The organism is Paenibacillus baimaensis, from assembly GCF_025567575.1.
This window is the reverse complement of the sequence record NZ_JAOQIO010000011.1, coordinates 35,536-51,086: the sequence shown is the minus strand read 5'-3', so window position 1 is coordinate 51,086 and position 15,551 is coordinate 35,536. Positions and strand designations below refer to the sequence as shown.

The 15,551-nt window shown below is 46.7% G+C and carries 12 protein-coding genes; 2 read left to right on the top strand and 10 right to left on the bottom strand.

Translation table 11 applies throughout. The features are described from left to right. Window positions 1-16 precede the first annotated feature (16 nt). Window positions 17-763, bottom strand: a complete 747-nt coding sequence (locus tag OB236_RS05715; RefSeq protein WP_262683155.1) for an RraA family protein — start codon at window positions 761-763, stop codon at window positions 17-19. Between the two features lie 148 nt (window positions 764-911). Between OB236_RS05715 and OB236_RS05710 the strand changes: the two genes are divergently transcribed. Continuing rightward, window positions 912-1,805, top strand: a complete 894-nt coding sequence (locus OB236_RS05710; RefSeq protein WP_262683154.1) for a helix-turn-helix transcriptional regulator — start codon at window positions 912-914, stop codon at window positions 1,803-1,805. Between the two features lie 236 nt (window positions 1,806-2,041). Here OB236_RS05710 and OB236_RS05705 read toward each other — a convergent pair whose 3' ends face one another. Then, window positions 2,042-5,056, bottom strand: coding sequence for a glycoside hydrolase family 2 TIM barrel-domain containing protein (locus tag OB236_RS05705; RefSeq protein ID WP_262683153.1), 3,015 nt, complete (start codon window positions 5,054-5,056; stop codon window positions 2,042-2,044). Between the two features lie 306 nt (window positions 5,057-5,362). On the opposite strand from OB236_RS05705, the gene OB236_RS05700 reads away from it, so the two are divergent. Beyond that, window positions 5,363-6,025 carry a hypothetical protein gene (locus OB236_RS05700; RefSeq protein ID WP_262683152.1) on the top strand — a complete coding sequence of 221 codons (663 nt, stop codon included), beginning with the start codon at window positions 5,363-5,365 and terminating at the stop codon, window positions 6,023-6,025. An 81-nt stretch (window positions 6,026-6,106) separates the two neighbouring features. Here OB236_RS05700 and OB236_RS05695 read toward each other — a convergent pair whose 3' ends face one another. The 8 genes from OB236_RS05695 to OB236_RS05660 form a co-directional block, all read right to left on the bottom strand. Continuing rightward, window positions 6,107-9,709 (bottom strand): Npt1/Npt2 family nucleotide transporter, encoded by a 3,603-nt coding sequence (locus OB236_RS05695; protein ID WP_262683151.1) that lies wholly within the window; start codon window positions 9,707-9,709, stop codon window positions 6,107-6,109. Between the two features lie 120 nt (window positions 9,710-9,829). Then, the gene (locus tag OB236_RS05690) at window positions 9,830-11,077 is read right to left on the bottom strand and encodes a sn-glycerol-1-phosphate dehydrogenase (protein WP_262683150.1); all 1,248 of its coding nucleotides are present in this window, start codon (window positions 11,075-11,077) and stop codon (window positions 9,830-9,832) included. Between the two features lie 243 nt (window positions 11,078-11,320). Continuing rightward, window positions 11,321-12,058, bottom strand: a complete 738-nt coding sequence (locus OB236_RS05685; protein WP_262683149.1) for a GGDEF domain-containing protein — start codon at window positions 12,056-12,058, stop codon at window positions 11,321-11,323. 112 nt (window positions 12,059-12,170) lie between these two features. After that, window positions 12,171-13,031: a polysaccharide deacetylase family protein gene (locus OB236_RS05680; RefSeq protein ID WP_262683148.1), complete on the bottom strand. Its 861-nt coding sequence runs from the start codon at window positions 13,029-13,031 to the stop codon at window positions 12,171-12,173. Then, window positions 13,024-13,689 carry a class I SAM-dependent methyltransferase gene (locus tag OB236_RS05675; RefSeq protein ID WP_076230447.1) on the bottom strand — a complete coding sequence of 222 codons (666 nt, stop codon included), beginning with the start codon at window positions 13,687-13,689 and terminating at the stop codon, window positions 13,024-13,026. Before OB236_RS05675 ends, OB236_RS05680 begins: the two co-directional genes overlap by 8 nt. 92 nt (window positions 13,690-13,781) lie before the next feature. After that, the gene (locus OB236_RS05670) at window positions 13,782-14,825 is read right to left on the bottom strand and encodes a GNAT family N-acetyltransferase (RefSeq protein ID WP_262683147.1); all 1,044 of its coding nucleotides are present in this window, start codon (window positions 14,823-14,825) and stop codon (window positions 13,782-13,784) included. 6 nt (window positions 14,826-14,831) lie between these two features. Beyond that, window positions 14,832-15,149: a hypothetical protein gene (locus OB236_RS05665; protein WP_076230449.1), complete on the bottom strand. Its 318-nt coding sequence runs from the start codon at window positions 15,147-15,149 to the stop codon at window positions 14,832-14,834. 20 nt (window positions 15,150-15,169) lie between these two features. Then, window positions 15,170-15,547, bottom strand: coding sequence for a DUF2304 domain-containing protein (locus OB236_RS05660; protein WP_076230450.1), 378 nt, complete (start codon window positions 15,545-15,547; stop codon window positions 15,170-15,172). Window positions 15,548-15,551: the final 4 nt, after the last annotated feature.

Sequence of the window (15,551 nt, the reverse complement as noted above, 5' to 3'; positions counted from 1 at the left end):
TGCTCCTTATTTAAGATTACCATTCGCCCTTTCCACCGAACCTTGCTTTCATATTGACGCCAAACTCGCGACCCGCTTCATCGATTGCCTGCAAAAGCTCCTCTGTCGATTTACCAGCAGCATGACGAGCGGCAGGAATAACCGTATTGCATTCATTACTGTCCATATATAAGGAGGCTTCAAGCAGCCTGGATTCATCCTCCTCAGGAATGGTGAGAAAACCATGTTTGTCCGCGTGAATCAATTGCCCCGGCTTTACCTTCGTACCGAATACCTCCACTTCGATTCCCCAACGTACCGGCGTACTGTAGGCATGGCTTACACACATTTGACGAGCGACGGCTTTAAAACCAGCATTGGCCATTTCATCCACATCCCTGATAGCTCCATCAGTAATCGTACCTATACAACCCAATGACCTGTGAATATTACTGTTCACTTCTCCCCAGAAAGCGCCAATGACATTAGGCTTATCCAGATCCTGCACCACTACGATCTTCGGACCGGGAATACCGGCCACATATTGACGATATTCACTCCATGCATTCGGATTCTGGATCGGATGATCCGGATTGCTTGGTTGAAATTGCACGGTAACGGCATAACCAACCATAGGCCCCATTTGTGGCATAAAATCTCTTGTCGCTTCCATATTAAATCCGCGAGTGATATCGTGTTTCGTAATAGCCTCCCAACCGTTATATATAGTCGGGGTATTCCAGCGCTTCAGCTTCAACAAGTCGGAATGTGCTAATCGTACCATTGCTTACACCCTTTCAATCATTGTAAGTACATGTTCATCTTAACGCTTTCTTCAGAATAAATTGATCATATTTCAAGCTAAAATGATCATTTCTAAAGAAATCCTTTTCATTTATAATAGAGGGTACCATGCAACAAGGGGGCTCTACATGTATCCTCAATACCTGATTGAATATCCCAACATGAACACCAGCTTCCCTTTTTACATCAAAAGAAAAAAGCATACACTTGTTCCGCCACATCGCCACGATTTTATTGAGTTAACCTTAATTATGGACGGAAAAGGAAAGGAACTCATCAATGGGTTAACGCATTCCATGACACCTGGCACGATGGTGCTGCTGCTGCCGTATCAAATTCATCAAATCGAGGCCGATCCTTTAAGTCCTTTGGATATGTACATTTGTAATTTTGACATGAAGCTGCTAACGGAGGGGTCTGAACCAGAGCAGGTATTATGGGACTTGATCTATGGAGGAGACAGCCAACAATCCAGCTTCGTTCAATTCGATTCTTCCATACTTGGGGATATTCAATCGATATTTGCGAAAATGCTGCAAGAATATCAGGGTGATGAATACGGTAAACATATGATCATCAAAGCAAAATTGCTTGAAGCGTTAACCTATTATGCAAGGAGTATGAGATCCCACACACATAAATCAGCTCAATTAGTAGGCTCAGCACCTGTTCGAACCAAGCCCATTTGGCAAATGATTAGATACCTGCACGAGCATTATCTGGAATCCGTTACGTTGTCTGTATTAGCTGATGCATTTCATCTTCATCCTACCTATATCAGTGAGCTATTCTCCGAATATTATGGTATTCGTTTTCTGGAATTCCTTCAGGAACTGCGGATTCGTCATGCTTGCAGTTTGCTGCTCTCATCGGATATGCCGCTTTCCGAGGTAGCGATGGAGTCCGGGTTCGATGCCTATTCGACATTTAACCGAACATTTCGCAAGCTAAAAGGATGTTCTCCCCGGGCGTACAGGAGCAAACAAGCCGGTCATAGTCTCTGTCATTCCCAGATTCCATGAGAAACTAGCACATATTCAAACTTCGGTGCGTTGGTGCTGATTATGCTGCTTCTGGCGACTCCGTATCAGACATCTTGATTCAAACGGTAGCAATGGACGAGAAAAAGCAAACAGGCAGCTCAAGGGTTAAACCCCTGGGCTGCCTGTTTGCTTAAGGAATACAACTTTAATTCGTGCTTATCGGATTACTTATTCACATTTTATCCACAATTTATCCACACATATCCACAATTCGCTTATTCGTCTTCTTTAAACAAGGGCATAATTGTCAGATTAAATTCAAATTCCTTCTCATCCAAACGATACTGCTTCAGAAGCTCCGGTCCGCAGGAATTGGAGCCAACACCACTCATCTTGTAATCCAGATGGACAATCGTTTCTTTACGCTTCTTAAGCTCATGCGCATGTGTGGCAATCGCCAAATCCTCTGGTGTAAAGTGCGCTGCATTCAAGGAGAACTCAGCGCCGCGGCTGGAGAATTTCAGACCCATACCCTGCTCATTGGATACAATGGCCCATTCTGTGCCATAACGTGAGCCGTTTTCCTGTGGCATCACGTAGTTCTGGAACATTTCGTCGACCGTCAGCAGGTATTTACCCTTCTTCGCGCTTTCTCGCTTGTCCGAATAGCTTTCATGCGGACCAAAACCGAAATATTCGACTTCCTCCGTTCCTTGCGGCATCGTCAATTGCAGACCAAACCGCGGCAGGAAGGCTAAATTCTCTCTTACCTTTACTTTCGTCTGCAGCGAGATAGCCCCTGTGCCATCTACAGTCCAATGCGCGGTACCGTGCAGCAGCGGCAGCTTGATGTAACCTCCCAACGAATACTGTACGGAGATCTCTACAGAATTACCCGTCTGCTTAACGATTTCGGAGCTGTATACGTGCATCTTAGCCCGATCATAGCCTTCCTTCATCCACTCGTGTTTAATATTCCGGTCATTATCGATCGGAGCCCGCCAGATGTTAAAGGCGAACGGTGCCTGCAGCATCTCTACACCCTGCTTCGTTACACTTACGAAGGTACCATCATACAAATCAAAGCTGTGACGGAAATCAAAGCCATCTATCACGAGGTTATGACCCTGCTGATCTACACGAATCGCAGGAATTTCCCGTTTGCTGCTCTCTTCAACGACTGCAGCTACCGGAAGCTCAAACTGTTCGAATGTAAGCTCATAGCCTGCTTCCGCCCAACGGTAATCCTGCTTTGACCTAACCGATAATGTCAGGAAATAGCGGCTGGATGAAGCCTTCGGCAGTGTATAAGGAACAACCGTAGTTTGCGTAGTATGAGGAGCCGCTTCGATACTTGCAAGCTCACCCTGCTGTACTGTGTGCCCGTCTTTTTCAACCTTCCAATAGATCGTAACCTGCGACAAGTCGATAAAATCATACAAATTGGTAATCGCGATCGTACCTTTGTGTAAATCCTGCGCCTCGATGCGGACAGGAGCAATAACCTTTTTCAATTCAAGCAGTCCGATGTGCGGCTTCCTGTCCGGACTTACCAGTCCGTCGATGCAGAAGTTCCCGTCATGGGGCTTCTCCCCAAAATCGCCTCCGTAAGCAAAGAAAGGAAGACCGTCCGCCGTTTCGGTTTTGATCCCGTGGTCATTCCATTCCCATACGCAGCCACCCATTAACAGCGGATATTTATAGATGACATCCCAGTAATTTTTCAAATCTCCAGGTCCATTACCCATAGCATGGCTGTACTCGCACAGGAACATCGGTTTCGTGCTGGCTGGGTCCAATGCATAAATTTCAATGTCCGTAGTGGACGTATACATCCGGCCTTCCAAATCGATATATTCCTTGTCCTTACTACCGTTATATCGGGGATCTACGCCTTCATAATGAACAGGTCTGGACGTATCCCTCTCCTTGGCCCACTTACCCATCGCCATATGATTCTTATCGTAGCCCGCCTCGTTGCCCAATGACCAGATAACAACCGCAGGCTGATTTTTATCCCGTTCGACCAACCGCTCGATCCGATCTACAAATGCCGCTTCCCACTCCGGGTTTTTCGTCAGCATATGGTAATCACCGGCATTATGCACACCATGACATTCCAGATCCGCTTCATCCACTACATAAAACCCGTATTCGTTGCATAGCTCCAAAAACCGCGGATCGTTAGGATAATGCGAGGTTCGGACGGTATTCACGTTGTGTCGTTTCATCAGGTCCAGATCCTTGATCATGTGATTCAGCGGAATCGTCTGGCCAAGCTCTGGATGAGAATCGTGGCGGTTAACGCCTTTAAGCTTAACGGCCGCCCCATTGATCTTGAATACACCGTCGATGATTTCAACCTTGCGGAAGCCTACGGAAAACCGCAGTACCTCGTCCCCGCCATGAATATACAGCTGGTACAAATAAGGTGTTTCCGCATTCCACAGCTCTGGAGCGGTAATCTCAATCTCTACACTACCCTTGCCATCTATAAGCGCTTTGCCTTCGCCTACAAGATATCCTTGGGCGTTCTTTAATTCGGCCTTTACTTCAAGCAGCCCCGTAGTTACCAGCTCACTTCGCAAAACCGCTTTGCCGAAGTCATCCGATAGCTCCTGCTTATTGAACACATCGCGGATATGTGCGCGGTCCCGTGCAAGCAAATACACATCCCGGAAAATCCCCGAAAATCTCCACAAATCCTGATCCTCGATATACGTACCATCGCACCATTTTAGTACCATCACGGCAATCCGGTTTTTGCCGCTTGTCAGGTACGGAGTCAGATTAAATTCCGCAGGGATTCTGCTGCCTTGGCTGTAGCCGACAAACTTGCCGTTCACCCACAGATAAAAACACGAGTTCACCCCTTCGAACACCACATACCCGTCTTTATCGTTCCAGGATTCTGAGACGTTGAAATCCCGAACATACAGTCCAGCCGGGTTTTCATTAGGCACATAAGGCGGATCGCAAGGGATTACGTAATTGACATTACTGTATTGCAGCTGATCGTAACCGTTGGTTTGCCAGCAGGAAGGTACGAGCAGGTCATCCCAGCCGCTAACATCGGCCGAGGTCTCGTAAAATCCATCCTCCACATATTTAACACTGGTATGATATTTAAATTTCCAGCCGCCATTTAAAGTTTGGTAAAAAGGGGAACGCCCTCTCTTTTGCGACAAAGCTGATTGCTCATCCTGATATGGAATATAGTAGGCCCGCGAAGCCTCCCTGTTCACTTGCAGGACGTTCAGATCCTCCCAATACTTGTTCAAATGAATCATCACTATCGCTCCTTGTACATAGTAGTCGTATTATTTTCAGTTATAACTTATTCACAGATGGATTTCTATCAGAACATTTGAATCCTGATATAACGATTTGAAGATACTATCGATTACACTCCGTATCGAACAATCTCTGATCGTCAGCTGTCCGCAGCCCACCTCATGAAGTAAAACCACATCAATGAAATGGCTCACGGTGATGCTGCGCTTACACTACATTTTAAGTTGGCATTCAGACTCCATTAAGTCTCCATTCAGTTTATCGTTCTATAATTTGGTATTAAAGGAGATGGTGGTGTAGAGATGAAAACAACAAAAATGATAGCAGCATGTGCATTAACAGCCCTACTATTAAGCGGATGTGGTACGAATACGGCAGCACCAAGTGCCTCTAGTTCGGCAAGTGCAGCGCCAGCGGCAAGTACAACAAGTCCGGCAGCAGATCAAGCCAAGCCACAAAATGGCGCACCTGGATCAGCAGCCAATTCGAACCAGCGTACGATGATGATGACGTTCCAATCCCTCATTATGATGGACAAATCCACTGGTCTTGCCATTACGAAGGATCAGGCTGCCAAAATGCTGCCTGTTGTTCAGGAAGCCGTGACCAAAAGCGAGCTGAGCACAGATGCGCAAACCAATCTGTTGGCACCACTAACTGCCGACCAGAAAAAGTTCATTGAAGAAGCTCAAGCCAAGAGCAAGCAAAGAGCTAACGGACAAGGCGGAGCAAATGGCGGACAAGCTGGTCAGCCCCCACAAGGTGATCAAGCCGGTGGACAAGCAGCAGCCGGTCAAGGACAGGACGGGCGGGACAGCGTCCTCAGGGTGATGCAGCTAACAAAGAGGGTGCCAATCCTTCAGGCAATGCAAATGGTCAAGGCGGGCAGCGTCCTCAAGGCGGCAATATCGGGCAACAGCTCGTTGAGCTGCTGCAAGCCAAAACCAAATAAAATGGGGTCGTAAGCAAAAGAACCTTCATATCCACGGATTTATTGTGTGGAATGAAGGTTCTTTTTATATCGCAATTTGATCAAAGCTTTAAAGCTACACCATACCTTTAATTCGTTCTGCCAGCACACGCATCATGCTGCGCAGCACTTCGATATTTTGAAAGCAAAAGGCAAATACCTGATCCTGCTGGAGCTCGAGCAGCACGGTACGGTCTGTTGATGTACAATCGGCCGAACGCGGACCGCTGTCGATAACCGCCATCTCTCCAAAGCAATCTCCTTGACCGAGCATCGCAAACGTTTCATTTCCATTATGGACGCGGACGTTCCCTTCAATGATTCCGTACATCGTGTCTCCAAATTCCCCGGTTTTGCAGATCACTTCACCGGGGCCATAGGTAACCTCTTCAACGATTTGGGCAAGCCGGATGAAGTCATCCTGACTGAGATGGGCGAATAAATTGATTTTCTGCAAAACCAGAATACGCCGCAATATGATCGCATCCTTGGACTGATCCGCAGTATCGGGAGATGATACTGTGCTCACCGCTGCAATCTCCTGCACAGTGATCTGATCAATGGCTTCCTGCCCACCCCGTTCCAGCTTGGTTCGCAGTCTGCGTGAAAGCAGCTTCATCATTTCAATCGCAATACTCGTACGATCGAACATCATTTCATACAATGCCGTTGAATCCAGCTCCCACAGCTCGATATCGGTTTCTGCCCGTATCGTTGCCGTCCGCAGCCCTTGAGTCAGAACAGCCATTTCTCCAAAGCAATCGCCAGCCTTCAGACTACTTACCTTCTGGCCATTCACGTATACACCTGCTTGACCACTGTGAATGATGAATAAAGAATCTCCCGGGTCGCCCTCACGAATGATATCCATTCCTTGTACCCGACTAAGCTTCTGTAATCGAGGTGCTATCGCCGAGAGATCGCGAGCTACCAAACCATGGAATAAGGTGACATTGTGCAAAAGTCGGACACGTTCGATCTGATCAGCAAGGCTTTCATAGGACAGTTGTTTCTCTTCTGCGTTTGCATGTTCCTCGATAAAAGCAAGCGCCCTGCTGGAGTGACTCTGCATGGTCATATAACGAATCCAGTGACGAAGCCACGTATCTCCTTGCTCATACAGCCAAATCAATGCGTCCTCATTTAAACTTTCAGGTGAAGCTGTGCCTGTTAAAGTACGTGGAGTCGACATCATTCTGGCCAGTTCAGTACGCAGGTTCCCTTGAAGCATCTGATCCATCACTTCGGTCGAATTCGCCTGCTGTCTGCTATCGCCCGACAACCAACTGGCTAACACCGCTTGTACGGTCTTGGCATCAATGATCAAGGATAATAGTTGAAAAATACGCCTGCATACCGAAAGACGCGTCTGCTCGATGATCAGCGGCATTTCGGAGCGATCCTCTGCTCCGGATATACGTGCCCCATGTACGGCAAATTTCCAGTAAAGCTGAATTTCCCCAAGAATAAGCTCTTCAACCTGCTTCTCATCCACCCGCCAATGGTCCTTGTTCATTCTCTGCAAGGCTTCCAGAATCTTGTCGCGCAGTTCAAAGCGAGCGGATTTGTAAAGTGACATCAGCATATCAAATGACCGCTGGGTACCGATTCGCTCATATACTTGCGGCAAATACAGGGCCGCAGTGTGCTCAACCAGGAAAGGCTCAAGCAGCGGCAGTATTTGCTTTTCCTCATAAGCAGCTAATGCTGCAACCGCATAACGCCGGGTCTCACTGCTATCCAGTAGAGGAACAATATAAGGAACCAGCTCCAATACCTGAAGCGCAGCCGCAGACTGCAGAGCACCGATACGTACCTGTGGGGAGGCATCCTGAAGCAAGGCAAGCAGCGGCTTATAGAAGCTGGCAATCCCGATTTGGCCAAACAATGCCGCCATCGCCATCCGTTCTTCCTCATGGATACTTTCCAGCAGCTGCTTCAGTGTACCTACCGCGCGGAACATGCCTTCAACCCCATAATATTTTACAAGTCCTGCAATTGCTGCCGCTCTCATGCGGACTTCCGGCTTCTCCAGATAGCTTGTAATTTCATCGATATATTCATCCTTCGCATATGCTGCCAGCGCTACTAAGGCTCTCGCTCGTACCTGCTGGTCCCCTTCGACTAGCAGCTGCTGCAGCATAGGCTCCAGCCCATCCGGTGTCACTCGCTCTACATAGACCAATGCCTCGGAACAAACCTCGGCAGCAGGATGCTGCAGCAGTGCAGGGAGAAACGGCTTCATATCAAATGAATCCAGCTCATTTAATAGACGGAGTGCGTAAAGCACCTGCTGCTTATCGGGACTCGATAAAGCGTTAACCAGCAGCAAGCGGCTTGAAGGGTCCATCATATTGAGTTCTGCCTTCTCCAAATCATCATTGCCCGTTTGCAGGGTGGACAGCAGTGTCTTCAAATACGCACCCTTTACCTTGATTGCAGCCGCGATGCAGATAGCAAGCAGCACCAGAATGATATAGCTAAGCTGCTCTGGAGCAAACAACCGGGAGACGACAAGCAAGCAGAGCGCAGCCAGACCCTTTGCTCCATTACGTACGATACCGTCCAGAAAACCTTTTGCCTTCCCACGCCATTCCGGTGAAATCGGGAACATAATCAACTGACTGACGGATGAATAAATCGTATCCCCAATGACCTTATCACTACCTTTAACAGTTACAGCCATTGCCAGCACAGGCATCAGCAGCACACCAAAGCTGCCCATAAACAAGGCAATCGGAAACACCAGCAGCGCTGTCATCACACCAAAACGGGTTAACACCCTACCCGATACGAACAACTGAACGAATAAAGCCAACAGTCCCGAATATCCATAAAAGCTGCCCATAAATCCGGCCAAGGCTTCATTTTGCAGCGTCTCTTTCAAAATAACCTTGAATTGATAATCGATTAAGGTAAGCGACAGCACCAGCGCCGCCGACATGATCGCCACGTATTTCAAATGGGGCACGTTCTGAAACAGGCTCGACTTGGCTTCAACCTTTTTCCTTGCTGCTGGTGGCCGTTTCTTCGTAGACTGATCGGTTGAAAAGAGCTCTTTTGGCGCAGACAGCATTCGTAGAATCTGCACGACTGCTATCAGACAAAGCAGCTGCAGCCCCGCATAAAAATAAATTAAATTCGCTGTGCCGACTGCCGGTACCAGTGCCTTCAAGCCAAAACCGCTTAAAATTCCACCCATAATACCGCCGCTGCCGACCCAACCAATCATTCGTTTGACCTTACGCTGATCGAGCACCGAGGTAGCGAATTGCCAGAAGCAGACGATCATCAAAAAGTTAAACACATCATACACGACATAAATAACAGGAAACACCCAACGCATTTCCGTACCTACACCAAGCCTCGAAATAAGCACGAGAAACGAAATCAACGGGATCAACCTAAGGATCAAACGATCCAGCCGAAACTTGCTGCTGTACCTCTGGAATATAAACCCCATCAGGATCATCGCCGCCGCCTGGGGCAAGTACATTGTCGACAAGTAAGAAGCATCAAAGCGGCTGAGAAACAGTGTGTCTGCTGCAGTCCGACCCATGGTGGAAGCCGATACTACACAGAACAAATAACCGAACAGCCAGAATACCTTGACGTATTCCTCTCGATCTTCTGCAAATCGGTTAATCGTATTTTTAAGGGAAAGGCTCGAAATTTGCATGGCTTTGGGTTACATCTCCATTTCCAAGAATTGTCTTCCTACGCAGGGTCAGGCATTTGCGAACTAATCAGCTTCAGCAAAGCGGCTGACCCCTTTATTTCTTGGATGCCCTGCAACATATTATTTAGAGATTACCGAATGGTCACGTAAAATTTCATTATACGCTCTGAGTAATGTAAACCGATTCATTCTTATGTGGTGAGCCTCTTGCAGACTTCTCGCTAACAGCTCGGAGCCTACTCCAAGCTGTTCCGGCGTCGTGGGACCACCCAACTTGTGAAGCATCTCACGCAGCGCTTGACCCTCCGGAATTCGGCCAATTTCCTCCTGAATTTCCGGCCAATGACTAATTATCGCCGATTGTCTAACTGTGGTCGATTCATCAGCAGCTGCCTTTGGCTCCATGGATGCTATTTTCGGGGATATACTACTCTCCGCCAGCTGATGATACAAAGTAGCGATTTGCACACAAGCTGCACCTACCTTGGCCCCATGCAGCAGCTGCCGCTTGCCAAGTCGAATATACTCCATTTCCCAATAATGGGATAGATGATGTTCGGCTCCTGAAGCGGGGTGAGATTGACCTAATATCATCATCGCAATGCCGGATTCAATCAGCGCCTCGATTAAGGTTTGGATCCCTTCTTCGCCACGTTCGGCAATACTGTCCAGATGATCCACACATTTTTGGAGGGCATTACGGGTAAGATCCGCTACAAGCTGTGAGTAGGGCTCTCCGGCTACAAGGCTGCCAAATTTCCAATCGAATAACGAGGTGTACTTACCGAGCATATCGCCAAACCCGGCAGCTACCATCGCCGCAGGAGCTTTTACCAAAATATCCAGATCGGCAAATATCGCATCCGGTCCGATAGCTGCAATCGTTTTCTTTTCACCCCGAATAATAATTGGCGCTCCCTTGGAATTAAAGCCGTCCACGGAAGGTGCCGTCGGTACCGATATAAAAGGAATACCTGCCGTATACGCCGAATATCGGGAAATATCATGCAGTGTCCCTGATCCTGCGGCCACCACGACCTGTGCCGAATACTGCTGCAAATCCATAATCAGTTGAATCAAGGAAACCTCATCAGCGATTACATCCCCTTGTTCATTAGGTTGGATTATCGTCAGCTTGGTGGAGATGCCTTTGTCCGCCAAGGACGCCTCCAATGCTTTCCCGGCGATTTCGTATGTATTGGCATCAGCGACTATCGAAACCCTCTGATAGGATTGATCGAATAAGAAGCCTGCTACCTGATTAAGAGCACCTGATTGTACAATAATCGGATATTGATCCTCAGGCTTAACTCCTTCTTCCCCCAATTGTGCTGCAACCTGGTTGACTCTCGTCCATATATCGGTCATTTTTACCATCCTCTCTTTACCCTACTGTTTTAACTGTCGATTTCTTATCATGTTATTTAAAAATATACTCTGCTTTGCTGTCGTTTTCAAGACAATACACCCAGAAAATCCACATCAAATAAACGTTATTGAACTTAAATGAACACAAATGAACTTAAAATCTTTAAAAAAGAGCACTAATCGCAGCCGATTCGTGCCCTGTACATGATGAAATTTTTTGAAAAATGCATACATCATTTATCGTTATAAATGCCTTTTATCGGAAAGCGGCGGAAACAGACTGACCTTGTTACGTCCCAGCTCCTTCGACAAATACAAAGCATCATCCGCGCATACCAGTAAATCCTCACTGCTCATACCAGGTGCATATTCTACCGCGCCAATGGATACCGTAATGCCTACCGATTCACCAGCCAGCAGCCAAAAGCGGCTTTCCGCGACCTTTTCACGAATATTTTGTGCAACGCTCTCTGCCTGCAGCAGCCCGATATTATTCAATAAAATGGAAAATTCCTCACCGCCGCTGCGGCATACAAAATCATTAGGTCCTGTCTGTTCAGTCAAAATGTTGGCAACTGACTTCAAAACCTCGTCCCCGGACAAATGCCCGTAGGTATCGTTAATATTTTTGAAATAATCGATATCCAGCAGCAGCAGTACAAAAGGAAGCCCTTTGGACATCCATGCGGGTATGCATTCACCCAGCTTACGTACGTTGTACAGGCCCGTCAAATAATCCGTTTCGGACTGCTGCTTCAGCCTGTGATTTTGATTCGTCAGGCTTTGCCCTTGAATATCGCTAATCCGGGACAGCTTCAATGCCGTTCTGAGCAGCTTGTCATATTGGTCAATTAACAGTGAGTATCTCTGCATCAAGGCCTCTTGGCTTGCTGGTGGTTCTATTAAATCGTTTCTAGCTTCCTCAAGGATCGTGAACTCACCAGAAAACAATCTCACGTACGAGTGGCGATTTGGCTGCATGTGCTTCTCTCCCTGCATATATCTTGAAGATTCCCATCTCCAAAAATTCGACGATTATCCGGGATATCCTGCACAGCAGAACCTTATCCTCCTACGCCGCCTTGACTCAAGCTTAGACATCCATCTTATAGTTGCTCTTAAGATGCTCGGAAATGGACGTAAAGTTAAAGCTTCTTAATATATCTTCAAGCTTATTCTGGGTCCGGCCTACACTGTAATAGTGGATAAAATTTTCCTTGAACGGCAGATCCAGCTTCTGTTCATACGCATCAATTTCTCTCGGGTGCAGATATACAATCGAGCTGTGACCTCGACGATTCGCGGAGCGAATTGCATATTTAATCAGAAGCCTTGGGAAAAATCGGAAATAAAAACCACCCGAGTACCCGATATTTTTACCGCCCAGCTTCATGACTGACATCGGAACCTCATACAAATCAATTTCTCTGCCATTGACCCGCGGCTTATGAATCTCGGTAGGCGCTGTTGGAATCCCGTAAAGAAAGGTTTTTACAGGAAAAATACTGGCATCATATTTCATGCCCATCTCTTCGAGCACTTCCAGATAATGCAGATTGTCTTCCACAATAGACCATGAAGGAGCCCGGTAGCCAAGAACCTTGGTACCCGTCAAGTTTTCCAGGATATCAACCGACTTTTTCACGTCGTCCCTGAACTCATCAATCGTCTGTTTATAGGCGAGCTCATGCGCATAACCATGCGAGGCCACATCATGTCCTTCACGCGCTATCGCTTTGACCACATCCGGGTAATCTTCACCAATGCAGCCTAACACAAAAAAAGTCGCCTTGCAGTCCGTTTCGCGGCATATTCGCAGCAACGTATCCATGTGAGCCCTGAAATTCGAGCCTCTGCTTCTGTCAGGCGCTGCAATACTATCGTAGTTGGCATGAAACCATTCCTCAATATCGAAGGTGAGCATATTGGTCGCATGTTGCTTGTGCTTAGTCACTTTTCTTTCTCCCTTTTATCGCAAACGAAGTGCAGAACGTACCTGACAAAGCCCCTTGTCCGCTGCTCTTGGTTACAAATTTGAAAGGATGGTAGATCTTCATAAATTCAATCTGCTCAAAGCCATGCTGCATAAATACGTTCTTCAGCTCGTCCATCGCATACATTCGGTCAAATTTATTGCTGCGTTCAAATAGCTTCAATAGCTTACGCTGTATGGAGCCGCGGTTTAAGGTTTCTATGAGAAGCGTTCCGCCCGGCTTGGTCACTCTGGCCAGCTCTTTAATGACGGACACATATTGTTCGATCAATTGGATAACGCCAATGCATAAAACTACATCAAACTTGCCCTTTTCAAAAGGAAGTGCCGTCAAATCCTCCGACATCGTGATCAGACCTCTGCCTGCCGCGAATTCAAGACTTTTTACTGAAAAGTCAACACCATACACGGTGTTGTTAGCGACCAGAGGCTCACTAAAAGCACCTACGCCGCAGCCCGCATCCAATACGGTCTTTCCCTTTAATTCGCCAAGCCAGCGCAAGGTGTTGTCTCTCTGCATGAAAAAGCTTTCTTCATTGAAATAGTCGGAAGATTTGACAGAAGCTCCATGTGTTTCGGCTTTCTTGTCAAAGTACTGCTTCCAATTGGAATTGCTCATTGTCTGATATCCTCCGATTAAATAAACAATTAGTATATATAACAGTTTTCCTGCTAAAACTCTAGAAGCCCAATGAATAAGTCACCGGACTTCTAAGGCAACAAATATTTAATCAATTTCCTGCCGACCGTGTCGGTGATGAAAGCAGGCGCTACCTTCCACATCTCTACGAAAAAGCTGAGGCTTTGCTTATCTGGAGGGCCTGCTGCTTTGCCGCCTCCGTCATAGAGCAAGTATTTCAACTGCTCTGGCTGTGCTCCCCATTGCTGCTTGTACTTGTAGGTTCCCGAGCCTGTCTGGGATCTGCCCAAATCGAGCTGCTGCAGACCGTTCCTGATTCCGAAGCGCACGGCCTCCCAGTACATAAAATTATTGAGGTATTTGTTATTATATTCGGATAAGTTCGCTCCATATGGATAGTACAGCTTGGCATTTCCCGGACTCGTTAACAGCAGCATCCCGCCTACAACCTTACCGGATTCATTATCGAGTACGGTTAACAGATGTGCATGCTCAGGTAAATATTCGAAAAAATATTTAAAAAATCGAATATCCTGAGCCGGAGAACCGAGCTGCTTCATCCTTCTTACATATACCTTATGAAAATCCTCGATATGCTTTTGATCAAACGAAACCGAAAACCAGTTATTTTTATACACTTTGCGTACATGGTTGCGATTGCTTGCATTGGAAAGTGAAAGTATCTTATCCTCATCCTCACACAGCGGCAGCACGAAGGTATGGTTATGCAGATTCAAGCTCCAGCCTGAGCTGTCTATGCTTTGATCCTTTAATCGCAGATCGACATAGTCGAGCTTGTACTTCACTTTTAATTCAATAATCGCATCCACAGCATACTGAAATGCTTCTTCGCTATCACAGGCAATGTCGGTGTAATTGACAAAAGGCAGCGATACACCGGCTTTCTTCCAGCCGAGATTACGTCCGATTATCAAGGGGATGATGGCGCAAATCCGGTTGTTCTCATCCAGGATCGCGTGATAACCGCAGGTATACCCAAAAGATTGGATCAAGACTTGTCTCAATGCAATGGTATGGAAAATCGTACCCTTAGCTAACGCAAACCGATCCCATTCGTCCTTCATTGCTTCGGTATATACAACACATCTGAACATCCAAGCCTATCCTTTCACCCAAAAAAATACACCAATCAAAATAAATCCGCAGCCTGTCCATTTCATCATGCTGATCTGTTCGTTGAACACCCATATCGCTACAGCAACGAACAGTATATATTGTACACTCGATACGAAGGTCACATAGCTCAAATCAAATTGATTCAGGCAATAGATCCACAGAAAAGCGCCTATTGCATACAAAGCAAAGCCAGCTACAATCAAAGGTGTTGTCATATAACCGAACAAAATCGCCCACAGCGAGCCTTCAAAGTTAACGGATCTGCTTCCGATTTTGAGCAATGTACTTGCCGCTACCGTCATGCTTAAGCTTGCAAAAAGAATTAAATATTTGATTGTGATTCCCCGCCGTTCATTCTCTTCTCAAGCTCCTCGAGCCTGAGCTTGGTTAATCCTAGTTCCTGTGTAAGCGTCTTGTTATGCATCTTCATACCCGAAATGCTGACACTCATATTCAATAGCAGCAAATAAGCTGAAGCGATCAAGATGGCAAAAAAGGCTGACGGCGCATAGTCTACACCGATTAGTGCAGAGAACCAATCCATCAAGTCTTTAAATACTGACATCACTAACGTAAACAACCCTATAAGAAACCAGACCAGTGAATACTTTTCTCTGATCATCCGAGCTCTTACCATCAAAAACACCGAAATAATCATTATCAGACTGAAAGCAACACCCATCAATTGAACGCTGTACAAATTC